Genomic DNA, 14,052 nt, shown 5'->3' with positions numbered 1-14,052 from the left:
TTGGTAATTGGTAATCGGTAATTGGTAATTGGTAATTGGTAATTGGTAATTGGTAATTGGTAATTGGTAATTGGTAATTGTTAGTTGGCTTGATTTTTTAACTAACCACCAACAACTAACAACTAACAATTAACAACTAACAACTAACAACTAACAACTAACAATTAACAACTAACGGAGAAAACTACTAACTAGCCACAAGATTACAAACGTAAACAAAGCAATAAATTTCTCTGGGGCGATCAAAGTCCCAGTCACAAAAGAGCCAAGAATCCCCCCCACTACTAACCCAAAAATTAAGCCAGCCACAGTTAGTAACACAGCTCGACCAAACTTTTGTTCCTTCCGATTGAGAAAGTAAAGGCAAGAACCCACACCCACAGCCAAAGTTAGCTGTAGCACAGAGTCACTACCGCCAGGGTAAATACTCAGACCGCTCAGCCCTGCATATACGCCACCCGGCCATAAAATATCAGGTAGACTTGGAGAATCGAGCAGTCGTTGCAGCCAAGCCGGGCCTCCCTTAGCTGGAGCCGGAGCAAAGCTGGGAGATGATGGGACTGCCCGCTCTGGAAAGCGGATGCGTTCGGGAACCTTAATTTTCCCTTCTTGGCGCTGTCGCAAACGATCCATCAGGATCGCATCATAAGCCGCCTCTATTATTTCCATACGCTTTTTATCGCCGCCATGCTGATCGGCCATGCGTCCCCGCGCATCTTGCACTTCATCAAATGAAGCATCTTCAGGGACTCCAAGCAGTTCATAGGGAGTTTGCTCGCTCATGATAATTCTTAAACCTCTCCTCCAAAGTTAAGCTTAACCCGATCTTTGTGCTGTGAAGGAAGAAGCAAGAAGGAAATCTCCGCTCCCTCGCCCCAAATCTTATATGCTTCCTGCTGCTCTAAACCTTAGAGCGGTCAGTTAAGATTTCGTAGCCATCATCCGTCACTAGGACGGTATGCTCAAACTGAGCAGAAAGAGAGTTGTCAACAGTGACAGCCGTCCACTTATCTGCGAGTGTCCGAGTATATTTAGAACCCGCATTCAAAATCGGCTCGATCGCCAAGGTCATCCCTGTTCTTAGTTTAACATTTGGCATCTCACGGGTGCGGAAGTTGAAAACAGAAGGTTCTTCGTGCAAATTTCGCCCCACACCGTGACCGGTAAATTCCTCAACTACAGTGAAGCCGTGAGCTTGGACGCAATCTTGAATCGCTCCGGCAATGTCAAGCAGGTAGGCTCCCGCTTTCACTTGTTCAATACCTTTGTAAAGTGCCGCTTCTGCCGCACGTATCAACTTGGCGGCTTCAGGAGTGACTTCAACAACGGGAATGGTGATGCAAGAATCCCCGTGAAAGCCTTGGTAGTAAGCACCCGTATCTACTTTGAGAACATCACCCGCTCGAATCACTTTTTTCGCACTGGGTATGCCGTGTACTACTTCGTTATTAATGCTGGAACAAATCGAGCCAGGGAAACCATGATAGCCTTTAAAGCTTGGCGTTGCCCCCATTTCGCGGATGCGTTTCTCAGCGTAGGCATCTAAATCGGCAGTCGTCATCCCCGGCTTTACGAGTTGCGAAATTTCTTTAAGCACCGTTGCCACAATCAAAGCTGCCTGCCGCATAATTTCAATTTCGCGCGGAGATTTAATCTCAATACCTCGACGTTTTTTGGCTTGGGGGGGTTGAGCCGGTTGAGAAAGCAGACTACCAAAAATGTTCATGTAATTGACAATTCGCTAAGTGTATGATATCAACTTTACGGAAATAAGGAAAAATATCGCACTCAATTGGTACGGGTGTCGGGCCGAGAGCTATTGATAAATTTTCCTAAATCTAAGGTAGCGTGAACGAACCTGACGGTCAACTGGGTACAGTTAGACCGCAGGCTTCTTTTTCCCTTTGTGTAAGGGCTTTTTTGAGTGACGAAGTTCCCCCGCCACTTTCATAATTCAGTCCAACCCTTTTGATAAGCTTGGCTGAATTTTCATCTCTATCCAAAGATTCACCGCACTGACAAGAATGCCATCGATCCGACAATTCTTTCGGTACTTTATTGAGGCAATTCCAACAGTGCTGAGAAGTTCCCTTGGGGTCAACAAATAAAACGCTTTTACCTAATTTCCAAGCAACATATTTGAGGACAGTAGCGAATTGACCATGAGCAGCATCAAGCATTGATTTATTCAAACCACTCTTAGCCGCTTGACCATTTGGCAAATAAACCAATTTGCTATTGCCAATGTCGGTCTTAACCTTGGCACGTCTAGTCAAATTCTTGATATTCAAATCTTCAACAACTAAAACCGCACATTTGCTAAATAGCTCATGTGCGGTTTTAAACTGAAAATCAAGTCTCGCTCTGGCTACAAATTGATGGAGTTTAGAAATCTTATTCTTGATAATCTGCCAAGGTTTAGAACCCTTATCTCTATACGCTAGTTTCGCTTGAAGTCTTGCCAATTTCTCAGCAGACTTTCTCAAGAATCTAGGATTTTCAACTCTTTCACCATTAGAAAGGTAGACGTAATTAGTGATTCCCAAATCAATACCAAGACTGTTTTCATCAGTCGGTTGAATTTCTGCAACCGTTACGGGAACTGTTTTATCTTCTAGCGTCAAGGAAATATACCACCCATCGGCTTCTCTGATAACTTTTCCCGTCTTAACTTTGAATCCTGTCGGTATTGGGCGATGGAAAACCATTGGTACTTGACCTATTTTTCCAAGGTCAATACAAATCCTATTTTGCTCATCCTTGATAATATTGAGATGATCTAATTGAGGATAAGTAAAAGATTTGTAGTAGTGGAAACCTTTAAATTTAGGTTTACCTCTACGATTACCGTTTTTGTCAGGTGTAGTAAAGTTTGAAAAGGAAGTTTCGACTCGGTTAACTACATCCTGTAAAACTTGGGAATCCAAAAGCTTGTAATCAGGAAATAGTTTTTTTGTGTTTTTTAGGTCAGCTAACTGTACATTCAACCATTGCACATAACCACCTTCAATGTTTAAGAAAATATCACCTTTCCTAGTTAAAGGATTACCTGATTCATCCTTTTTCCTGCCATCTCTAGTTTGCGTTCTGGTTAAGGGAATATTTTGGTAAATATCATCAACTGGAACTATAGAAGCAGTCAAAGGGCAGGCATTGATAGGTGTTCTTGTGGATTCCCACCATCGAAACCGCTCCCCTAGACGGTAATTGTACTGACGGCGACAAAGTTCTAAGTGGGTTGCGATTGTTATCAATTGGGCTTTTGTGGGTTTGAGGCGGTATTTGTACGTTAGCTGCATCAGAAACTTCCTTTTTTTCGACCTACTTTAATATACCATTTTCCTACTCTAATATTTAGAACGTACATCAAAAATTAAGGTATCCCCAAAGTATAATTGTCGGGCTCCGTCAGCGACGACCAACGCGCATGAGCATCCCTGCGGTAATTTATAAAGGGGGTACTCCGCGCAAGCACTCCGATAAATCCCCCTCTAAATATACCGAGGGACTTCCCGGCTGTTAGTTAATTTTTTCCTTAGAAACAGCAAGGGAGCGATCGCACTTGCTATTGATTCGCTAATGCGATCGCCACCCTTGAATTTAATATTATGCCGCCTGTTGAGCAGAAATAGTAATTTTCCCAATCATCCCAGCTTCCGCGTGTCCCGCAACCGTACAGCGGAGATGATAAGTTCCCGACTTCATCGGCACAAATACCCATTCTGCCTCAGCTCCCGGTTTAAGTTCTAATTCGCGAATTGCTCCTTTGATTTCTACATTACCAGCTTCGACTTTTTGAGTCCAGCTCGCATCGGCAAAGTCTTTGGAAGTAAAATAATGTTTCTGAGGGCTGGGATTCTTCAGCACTAATTTGTAGCGCTTGCCTGACTCAAATTCTAGGAGATTTGGAAAAAACTTGAGTTCGCCAGTAGCACTGCCCAAATTGATAGTAATTTCTGTTGTGGGTTGGCGCAATAAATCACCAACTGGATTGGAGGTATCGGCGGCAACTGCTAGAGGTGTCCCAGAGATAGCGAACCAAAGCACTAAGCTCAATATCATTTTTAGGCTTTGTTGTACCCAGGGATGGGAAGACAATTTACGGAATAGGAAAGTAAAGGAGTGGAACATAGCTGTCAGGATAATTGAATGTTTTACTTATTAAGTATTGATCTTATATGGCCTCTTTTGCAAGTGAGGTACGCCTTAGCAATTAGCAATTAGCAATTAACAATTAACAATTAGCAATCAGCAATTAGCAATTAGCAATCAGCAATTAGCAATTAGCAATTAACAATTAGCAATAAAAGTTCATTTATTGGCAACAATAACTTGGTTTCTTCCCGCTGCCTTTGCTTGATACAAAGCAGCATCGGCAGCTATAATGACAGCGTTGCCTGTGATGCCTAGAGCGGGAAAGCAGGCTACTCCGAATGAAGCGGTTAACCCTTCGATTCTTTTTCCATTGTAATTAAGTTTGAGTTGAGCGATCGCTTCTCGCACTTCTTCGGCTTTGATGTAAGTATCTTCCAGAGAGGATTCAGGCAAAATCAAGGTCATTTCTTCGCCACCATAGCGGCAAGCCACATCTGAAACTCGAATCATTTTTTTTAAGAGATAGCCAATTTCTTGCAGCACAAAATCTCCAGCCTCATGCCCCAAGGTATCGTTGAATTGCTTGAAATGGTCGATATCGAGCATAATGATGCCGATAGAATACTGATTGCGCTGCGCTCGATCGATTTCTTTCCTCAGAAATTCTTCAAGATAGCGGCGATTAAACAAACCCGTCAGCGGATCGCGGATACTTTGATTTTGCAAAGTTTCTCGCAGGGTGAGGTTAGCGATCGCCATTCCCACTTGTTCGGCTACAGTCCGCGCTAATTGTTTTCTGGCTTCATTCAGCAGATGAGGTTTTGACGCAGACAAGTACAGCAAACCCAATGTTTCCCCTTGGGCAATCATCGGGATGCAAAGAGATTCGGCGGGGGGATGTTGATGGTCAATGTGGTTGCAAAGTAGTTCGTGGCGATCGCTACCCATCCAATGCACTCGTCCGCGCCTCAGCGCCCAACAATCTTTGGGATGGAATATACTTTCTGAGTACAACGGATTTCCCCAGGATGTCACCATTTCCAAACGATTGCGCGAGTTGGCGGTGATGAAGATACCGCCCGAACATTCAGGAAACAGCGATTGCACTAAAGTCCCGATCGTGGTAGAAGCTTCCTTAATTGTTAAACAGGCTTGTAAAAAGTCACTAATTTCACTGAGGAGAATCATCTCAGTATTTCTTTGATTCAGTTCTCCAACTCGCTCTTCTAGCTGCCTGTTAGCCTCTTGCAGAGCCTGTTCTGAGCGTTTGATATTAGTGACATTTCGGAACGTGACAACAAAGCCATCACCAAGTTTGACGGCAATATTTTGGAACCAAGAATTTAATCCATCTTGCTCGTAGCAAAACTCACGATCCATCATAGTGCCTGTTTCAACTACCTGGACGTATCGATCGAATAGTCCTTCATCCAGGTTTCCCGGCATTTCTTCTAGTAAGTATCTCCCAATTACGTCTTCAGCCTTACGGTTAATCATTTCGCAAGCAGCAGGATTTGTCAACAGCCATTCAAAGTCTTCGATCTCACCCGCTTTATTTCTCACGGATCGAAACGCCATAATTCCATCCAAAGAGCTATTTAAAACACTGGCTAACTGCATTTTTGATGTTTCCATCGCTTCCTGAATTCTCACCATTTTGGTAATATCAGAATGTGCGCCAATCATGCGAACTACACGATCGTTTTCATCTTTAATATGGATTGCTTGAGAGAGAATATAAACAGTAGAACCATCCTTGTGATAGAATCTTTGAGTCATTAAAAACTGATCTACTTTCCCAGTGTTATAGTCTTCAATTAACTGAATACTGAGGGGGTAATCTTCATCAAAAATTAGAGATTTCCAAGTTTCAGGTGAGTTGGGTAGCTCGCTATCCTCATAGCCCAGCATCTCTTTCCAGCGCGGTGAATAATACATTTCACCAGTCACTAAATCCCAATCCCAAAAGCCATCATGGGAAGCACGAAGAGCTAATTCAAATTGTTCTTTGGCTTCTAGTAAATCAATTTCTGCCTGCTTGCGATCCAAGACAGCCCCTAAATGGGCAGCAAATTGATTGGTAAATACTAATTCCGAATCTAGCCATACGCGCGGGCTACTATGGTTATAGGCTCCTAACAGTCCCCAGAGTTTCTCTCCGATAAAGATGGGTATAACCAGAAAAGCTCGAATGCAATAATGTTCGAGAACCTCGATATGGCAGGGAGAGAGTCCAGCGTTGTAGATGTCACTTACATTAGAAATTTCATGATTTTTGTAGCGACCGCCTTGAGTTTCCTGTAAATAAGTATCATTCCAGAGCGTTCTGGTTGCTAGTACGAGTTCCGCCCATGCGGGACTGACGGATTCAAGACTTCTGATAAATCCACCACCCCAGTCAGCATCGAAGCAGTAAATAGCAACGCGATCTATGTTCAATAACTGCCGTACTTCTTGGGTTGCAGTACGACAAATAGTTTCTACATCCAATGCTTTTTGCAGTTTGGAAAGGATGCCTGCCCCCGCCCGCTGTTGGTTGCCGATCGCAGTGGACTGTTGTAACTCTGCTATTCGTACTTGTACCTGTACTTCCAGATTGGCATTCAGGGTTTGTAGCTGTCCGTACAGCCTGTAATGTTTCACGGCGGTAGAGAAACGTTCAGACAAGGCTTGAGCTAGTCGAATGTCTGCCTCTGTCCAAGACTGTGCTTGTTCTTTCTTAATTTGCCGCCATGCTGCAAAGGATTGGCGCGGTGAGAGTTGGCGCGTATCGGGATCGTGTTCGCCCGCCCAGACTATTTCGCGATCGCTATCCTCTCGAAAAATAGTTAAACAGCCAACTACTTCCTGCCCAAAGTAAAGCGGTACGATCAGCACCCCCCGAATTTGGGTGTTTTGAAAGGCGGGAACCAAGGTACGAAATAGGGGTTCCCGATAGATGTCGGCAATTGGCCAAATATTTGAGTTGGTATTTGATTCCCAGGGAACGGCTGACAAGGCATACATCGCTCGCATCCATTCCACTGACCAAGGCTTGATGCCTGAACTAGATTTGCTATCGCCGGCGTACACTTTGGCAGTGAGAAACTTCTGCCAGAGCAAATTCTCCTCAATGTATCGATTGTGTATGCGATCGATTTGTTCTGGTTGCGTACCACAGACGTACAACTCAATGCTTTGCTGGGTTTCGTTTGTGGGCAAATATAGCCGGCCTGCCGATCCGCGAAACAAAGCAACGGTTTCTTCCAGCGCCGCTTGTAGTTGAACTGGTGGCAGGCTGTAGAGCACTGCTGTAACGCGGTTGATATTAGCTTCTTGTTTGGCTTGTTCGCGGACTTGTTCTAATAAAATTGAGTGCGCGATCGCGACTGATACTTGATCTACAACTGACTGAATAAACCTTAATTCATCTTCAGTCACAGTTCGCGGTTCCGAATGGTGCGATACCAGCAATCCCCAGAGATGCTGATTAGATTGTAGAGACGGTAGTTCCGACGCACTCCTGCTTGCCGTTTCGATGACAATTGGTACTACCACAGAAGATTTTACCCCCATCGCAATTAGATACTCCAGGTGGCAGGGGTCAATCGGGCGATAGCGAATATCTTCGGTTTCTAAAGGTTCTCCAGTTTCTACACAGTCTAAGGCACTGATGCCAATTTGATGCGTGCTTAGATCGATAATTGTGCGTTGGCGAGCCCGCAAGAATAATTCTCTAGCATAAGTCGGAATATCATCAGCAGGGAAATTTAAACCTAACAGAGAGGGGAGACGATCTTCATAAATCGACTCTGCGATTACCAGTCCGTGACCTTCAGGCTGAAACTGATAAATTTTGATGCGATCTGTTCCCAAAAATGAACGCACTTCCGCAACTGTCGCTGACAGGATTTCCCCTAGTTCTAAGGATTGACGAATGCGGTTAGCGATCCGATTTAGCAACACTGGCTGTGTGAGACTTGATGATTGGTCGTCAAAGCTTGCTGCTGAATCTGCTTCCTTCTTGGAGTTCATTAGGTTCCCTAAACATTAAGCAGTCATAAAAATATAATATCACTTTTACGAGCTTGAACATTTAACACTTAATGTGTTGACTTTGGATGAAATCGCCAATAATTATCTCCTTAATTTAAGTAAGTAAGTAGAAAACGGAATAATTTATTGAGATAAGATAGCAGAACAAAGACTTATTTTTCTGCTTTCTACGCATTGTTTCACACTTATAATAATGTTATTGCCCTGCCAATTAAATTAGACAGCTATTCAATTTCTCGCTAATAAGTAAATCCACCTAATTAAACATAAGATACCGATGGCTAAAAAGTTGGCTGTATAAGCGTTCTTCCTTCTTCCTTCTTCCCTCTTCCTTCTTCCTTCTACTTAACAGTCACAATTTTAATCAAATTAGAATAAGTTAGAGCGTGTTCAGTTTTATTTCGCAGTTACACCACATCATTTGTAAATACTTACCGATCGCAAAAAATCCCTTTCCCAAATATCAATTACTGCGAGCGCCAAGGTTCATCCCAAGGCCCGCCGCCCGTTTCTAAACCACAAAGAAAACTCTCTGCCTCCAAGATAATTTTAGAATTGCCCTTGCCTTGCAATTCTCGCAGTTGCAGCCTGAGATTGCCCTGCATTGTATCGCGGCAACAGAATGCTAAACCTTTTTCGGTCGGTGCTCGCAGTGGTGTTCCTGGTAGTTCAGTAGTGCCAATTAACTCAACTTCAAACTGGCTATTTTTAGCGTTAACCTGCCACCTTCCCCAAGGGTCAATATCCCATTTTACCTCAGAATTCCAAGGTACAAACTCATAGAATTTTCCTCTGTAATGAATGCCGATCATTGCTACTGATTCCATCCACCACAGCACGCCTCGCCTGCCGCCGCCAGCAGTTAAAGCTAAGTCAGATTCGCCCTCAAAACAATTACAATTGAGCCAAAACCATTTTTTAGGAAATGCACCGCCCCAGTTTTTTTCACCGTAAGCTGGTGCATCTGTAAATTCATAGCGATCGCCATCCCATTCAATCCAGCCACTCGCTAAACCATGAGCCATTAAAATCTGCCATCCCGGTTCAAAAATCGGCAGACTAGATAATACGCCAGCCGTTGACTGCTGAGGTTCCCCGGAGTTACCCCAACCATAAACGGGTTTAATTTCATATTGCCAGTAGCAGGTGCGATCGCTACCCGGATCGTGCAAATATCCCTGATGCCAAGTAGCAGTCGCTTGATAGCCTTCTTCGATATGGCTGTCAAATACCTGCGGCTCTAAATATTTAGGTTGAATGCGTAAATCTGTCTTACCCCAATGGCCTAAACCTAAAGCATCTCTCCATGCCCAAAATGTCTTTACATTCGGGAAAGTACGGCATAAATAGCCATCATCTGGGCCGAGAATTTGGGCTGCACCGCCACTTTCAGGTTGATTGCCTGCGGGGTCTTCGATAGAATACATGAAGGCAAAAGTTTGCCTTTTTTCTGGTAAAGTTACTCGGTAATACCAACCTTCAAAAAAGCGGCGATCGCTACCATCCCAGTGATAGCCACTATGAGGAGTTTGGAGAGTTTTGAGTTTTGAGTGTTGAGTTTGGACTTGAGGAATATAATTTGACATAAAATTTTTACCAGTTCTGAAAAATATGGCAAAGTCTGCTGATGTTGGATTTCAGTTCGTTTTACCCAGGCTACTTGTGTTATTGTTACAGAACTTTTCAGATTTGGTATAACCACCAATAACTAACAACTAAAATTATGTCTTAAAATTATGTCTCTTGCGCCTGGCGATCGCCCCTTGTCTGCGTTCTTCATCGCCACCGCAGCCTTGATAACGCCCGCTACCTACAACTAACAACAGTTTATTCTCACGGCACTCCTGCTAACTGCACCCTCATTTTTCGGCAATTTTATAGAAGAGGGAAACCAGCTCAAATTTGTCAGAGATGTCCGCAGCTAAAAACTAGAGTAAATCACTCTCCCTCCTTGATATGAAGCTGCTTGCTATTTTCCCAAAACTCACGAACTATTCCGCTTTTCTGGTTTGCTCACCCTGGTTAGAGCCTAATACGGTTCAGTTAACGCTCTGCGACGAATTTAACCTTACGATTTTAGGGGAAATACAGGCATCTTTTAGAACTCAGATTCTTCTTAACTGAACCGTATTGGGTTAGAGCCAACTGTGCAAAGATACCCTTACTGAAAGCTCGCGAAACAGGTTGGCAAGAGCTTTCAGAAGGAGTGCGGCTAGAATTTGTATGATCAGAACCAGATAAAAATAGAGCTGACGCGAGTGTTTTGGAATCGCCGCTCCCAGATCCAGACCAGCCATTGGAGAATGTAAGTTTTGAGTTTTGAGAAATTGCTTCGTTCCTCGCAACGCTTCACGGTTTTGAGTTGGGAATTTAGAATTAACTTAAATTCCAGCCCCATCAAGAAACTCTTGAATCGCTTTATCTTTCAAACGACAACTAGAAGCTGCAACCGCTAGTTGAGCTTTCTCTAGACAAGCTACGGCACTTGCATGAGTTAAAGCTTGCCGTGCAAACTCAGATTCCAATGCAGGCTCTTTACAAGCAGCCAGTTCGCTGCTTAAGGTTTGCACCTGCTGTTCCAAGCTTTCAAGGCGATCGACCAAAGAACGAATCACCGCTGCTTCAGAGTCAGGGAGGCTTCCGTGTTCCAGAGGAGCAACCCGGACACCTGAACGATAGAGAATGCGACCAGGAACGCCTACCACCGTGCAGTCAGAAGGAACATCCCGCAGTACCACTGAACCCGCACCAATGCGGACGCTGTTGCCAATGTGGATATTACCCAGAACCTTAGCACCAGCACCGACAACCACATTTTCGCCCAGGGTAGGGTGACGCTTGCCGCTTTCCTTGCCAGTTCCTCCCAGGGTAACGCCTTGGTAGATCAGAGCATAGTCTCCCACGATCGCAGTTTCACCAATCACAACCCCCATCCCGTGATCGATAAATACGCCACAACCGATCGTCGCCCCTGGGTGGATTTCAATCCCCGTCAAAAACCTAGCTAGATGAGAAATAAAGCGGGGGATGAAGGGAAATCCTAAAATAAAAAGCCAGTGGGCAAAACGGTGAAATACTAACGCCTGAAGACCGGGGTAGCAAAATAAAACTTCCAGCCAGTTACGAGCGGCTGGGTCGCGCTCGAAGATAATGCTGAAGTCGGCTCGAAGGGTCTTTAGCACGAGGAGTTACCAATTTTGGTTAAACACGCCACTTTAAATTTTACCAAAAAAACGATCTCACATCCTGTGACTTCAAACTTAATGGATGTAAAGGAATGTTGATTTTAAGCGACTTCAAGATTACTTTTGCTTCAACTCCGATCGGACTTACACAAAAAACCTGGTTTCTAACCAAAATTATCGCTTTTTTCGAGAAATATTGACCCAGAAACCGGGTTTTTGACCGAGCGTGCGTAAGTCCTGTCTGAAGGGAGCAGCATCTTCTACTCCTGTACCGAAAGGGTGTATTTGTATTTAGATCCAGATTCAATCGTACCCACCCAGATGCGGTAAGTACCAGCTTTCCAGCCAGAGTCAACAATGCTAGCATCTTTGCTCTGACCCGTATCATCTCCGCAGTGAATAGTGCTGTTTGGCCCAGAAATGAGTAAAGTGGTGTCTTTGCCTCCAGTGTCGATCGCAATCGTCAGTCGCGAAAAATCCTGCTGCAAAATCAAGATATGATCGGGAGTCGGGGCAGCAAATCCCAAACATTTGTTCTTGTGGAGATCGGAATTGGCAATGGCAGATAAAGAGTAAGAGCCACCTGTAGAACCTCTCAAAACTGCTGTTGGGGGTTGAAAACCTCGCGATAGGGTTAAAGTACCAAAATTGGCTGTCTCTTCTGCAAAGACCGGTACAACTATCACAGCCGCGATCGCCGCACTCAAAATTCCACCAGTCTTTAACCAGACTCTAAAATTAAACAGCATGGCAAGATCCCTCGATTAAAATTTACAATTTAGGTGAAGACTGCTAGCTGTGATTGAGTCATAGTGACACTCGTTGTTCTGCCACACGCTTTTCTGGCAGAGCGAGAAAGGTTATGGTGGAGGCAAAAAGAAAAAGCAATCTTGAATATGGATTGAGCGCTCTGTTGATGATTTCAGTGATTTTCAATAGCCAACACCACAAACATCAGTTAAATCAGTGTCATCCTCAAAATCCTTGTTCAGCAATGGTTTTAACAATTAACAAAGTCTTGCGTCAGCTTGACGGTTGCTACTAAGAGAACAGCTAAAAAATTTGATGCCCCTAATTATTCTGGCGATCGCTTTACAATTGAGTTTCTTCTTGACTGAAGTTTTGGTATTGTTGCCTATAGGTTGGCTACACTGGCCACCTTTCCCTAACTGGCTGAGCTTGACCCTAATTTTTCTGGCTATGAGCTGGTGCTTGGGAGATTAGCAATAATCTAGAATCTGCAATCTACCTATCGTCATAATGGAACGCGAATTTTCTTTTGGCTCTGGATTCCGCTTAGTTGACAAAACCGTGCAGGAGGACGGCGCAAAGCAACCGCCGCGCCGATTATACCGGGCGGTGATACTGATGCTACTTGCTACTTTTTTGATGAGTATGCACGTTGTCCGTTTGGTGCAACTCCAACTGCGTGAAGGTAAGCAACATCGGGAACGAGCAGACAATAATCGCATTCGCCTAGTGCCGGTGCCATCGAATCGCGGTCATATTCTAGATCGCAACGGTAAACCCTTAGCGGCTAATCGGCTCACTCGCTCAGTGTATTTGTGGCCAAAGGAACAGTCCCCCGAACAGTGGAAAGTGACGGCAAGTAAGCTGAGTCCTTTACTGAACATACCTGTCAGCGATATTCTCTACAAATTAGAACAAGCGGGTTATCAATCTTACAGGCCAGTGCGGCTGACTCAATCTGTTACACCTGCGGTGTTTGTGTTGCTGGGCGAGCTAGATCTAGAATTTCCGGGAGTTGAAATGCGACCTGAGTCAAGTCGCTATTATCCTAATGGCGATATAGCGGCTCACGTCATTGGATATATCGGGGAAGCTACGGAAGAGGATCTCAAACGTCATCCGGAATATCCAATGGGGATGGTTGTAGGTCAAATGGGAATTGAAGCGAGTGCTAACCCTAAAATTGCAGGAGTCTGGGGCGAACGCTTGATCGAGGTCAATGCTCTCAATCAGGTGAGCGAGAAGCAGGAAGGGCGAGCCTTGAGAGAGAAACCGGCTCAGGGAGGTGCGAATGTGCAGCTAACTATAGACCTGGAGATGCAGAAAAGTGCGGAAAAGGCTCTGGGCAATCGCCGGGGTGGTGTGGTGGCGCTGAATGTGAAAACGGGGGGCGTGTTGGTATTGGCTAGCCATCCTGATTTTGACCCGAATATTTTTACGCGGAAAGTGACTAAAACGGAATGGGATCGCCTTCAAGGGGACGATAAGCCTTTTCTGAACCGGGCTTTACAAGGTTATCCACCTGGTAGCACTTTCAAGATTGTGACTTCTGCGGCTGCGATTGAGTCGGGTAAGTTTTCTGCGGATTCGATTGTTGGTACTTCGGCTTACATTACTGTGGGTGGTATTCAATTTAACGAGCACAGTGGTGGTTACGGGTATATCGGTTTTCGCGATGCTTTGGCCTACAGTAGCAATACTTTTTATTACCAAGTGGGGATGGCGGCAGGGCCGGAACAGATTTCTAAGTGGGGTCACTTGCTGGGAGTTGGGGAAACGACTAATTTAAATATTTTGGGATTGGGGGGCGGCTCTAATGGCACGATTCCGACTCCCGAACAGAAAGAGAAGCTGTATGGGGAGCCCTGGTATGCGGGGGATACTGTGACGATGGCGATCGGTCAGGGTTTGGTATTGGTGACTCCTCTGGAGGCGGCGGTGATGGTGAGTGCGATCGCCAATGGTGGCTACCGAGTCAAGCCTCATC

General features: G+C 44.7%; 11 protein-coding genes and 1 pseudogene. 4 read left to right on the top strand and 8 right to left on the bottom strand.

All coding sequences use genetic code 11. The features are described 5' to 3' along the window. Positions 1-171: 171 nt before the first annotated feature. The 6 genes from PN499_RS11680 to PN499_RS11655 all read right to left on the bottom strand — a co-directional run bounded on the left by PN499_RS11680 (position 172) and on the right by PN499_RS11655 (position 9,716). A complete protein-coding gene (locus PN499_RS11680; protein ID WP_272032047.1) occupies positions 172-783 on the bottom strand; it encodes a CPP1-like family protein in 612 nt (203 codons plus the stop codon). A gap of 118 nt (positions 784-901) precedes the next feature. Continuing rightward, a complete protein-coding gene (gene map, locus PN499_RS11675; RefSeq protein WP_007357484.1) occupies positions 902-1,726 on the bottom strand; it encodes a type I methionyl aminopeptidase in 825 nt (274 codons plus the stop codon). A gap of 139 nt (positions 1,727-1,865) precedes the next feature. Then, on the bottom strand, positions 1,866-3,299 hold the full coding sequence (locus tag PN499_RS11670) for an RNA-guided endonuclease InsQ/TnpB family protein (RefSeq protein ID WP_272032045.1): 1,434 nt from the start codon (positions 3,297-3,299) through the stop codon (positions 1,866-1,868). A gap of 307 nt (positions 3,300-3,606) precedes the next feature. Next, entirely contained in the window at positions 3,607-4,131 is a 525-nt protein-coding gene (locus tag PN499_RS11665; protein ID WP_417063875.1) for a cupredoxin domain-containing protein, read from the bottom strand. Positions 4,132-4,311: 180 nt separating this feature from the next. Then, complete coding sequence (locus PN499_RS11660; protein WP_272032044.1) at positions 4,312-8,109, bottom strand: diguanylate cyclase; 3,798 nt, start codon at positions 8,107-8,109, stop codon at positions 4,312-4,314. A 488-nt stretch (positions 8,110-8,597) separates the two neighbouring features. Continuing rightward, the gene (locus PN499_RS11655; RefSeq protein WP_272032043.1) at positions 8,598-9,716 is read right to left on the bottom strand and encodes a tocopherol cyclase family protein; all 1,119 of its coding nucleotides are present in this window, start codon (positions 9,714-9,716) and stop codon (positions 8,598-8,600) included. 221 nt (positions 9,717-9,937) lie between these two features. Here PN499_RS11655 and PN499_RS29660 point away from each other — a divergent pair. After that, positions 9,938-10,090: pseudogene (locus tag PN499_RS29660) on the top strand (hypothetical protein); the annotation flags it as partial. A 421-nt stretch (positions 10,091-10,511) separates the two neighbouring features. On the opposite strand, the gene cysE reads toward PN499_RS29660, so the two are convergent. Together cysE and PN499_RS11645 are read right to left on the bottom strand one after the other, a co-directional pair. Further along, entirely contained in the window at positions 10,512-11,312 is an 801-nt protein-coding gene (gene cysE / locus PN499_RS11650; RefSeq protein WP_272032041.1) for a serine O-acetyltransferase, read from the bottom strand. A gap of 263 nt (positions 11,313-11,575) precedes the next feature. Further along, a complete protein-coding gene (locus PN499_RS11645; protein ID WP_272032040.1) occupies positions 11,576-12,064 on the bottom strand; it encodes a hypothetical protein in 489 nt (162 codons plus the stop codon). A 113-nt stretch (positions 12,065-12,177) separates the two neighbouring features. Between PN499_RS11645 and PN499_RS11640 the strand changes: the two genes are divergently transcribed. From PN499_RS11640 to PN499_RS11630, 3 genes are all read left to right on the top strand, one after another. Beyond that, a complete protein-coding gene (locus PN499_RS11640) occupies positions 12,178-12,360 on the top strand; it encodes a hypothetical protein (protein ID WP_019486998.1) in 183 nt (60 codons plus the stop codon). A gap of 20 nt (positions 12,361-12,380) precedes the next feature. Then, the gene (locus tag PN499_RS11635; protein ID WP_272032039.1) at positions 12,381-12,539 is read left to right on the top strand and encodes a hypothetical protein; all 159 of its coding nucleotides are present in this window, start codon (positions 12,381-12,383) and stop codon (positions 12,537-12,539) included. Positions 12,540-12,575: 36 nt separating this feature from the next. After that, the coding region (locus PN499_RS11630) for a penicillin-binding transpeptidase domain-containing protein (RefSeq protein WP_272032038.1) at positions 12,576-14,052 on the top strand (1,477 nt) is incomplete at its 3' end.

Origin of the sequence: Kamptonema animale CS-326 (assembly GCF_028330895.1) — a bacterium.
Lineage (GTDB): Bacteria > Cyanobacteriota > Cyanobacteriia > Cyanobacteriales > Microcoleaceae > Kamptonema > Kamptonema formosum.
This window is presented reverse-complemented; position numbering and strand designations above follow the sequence as displayed.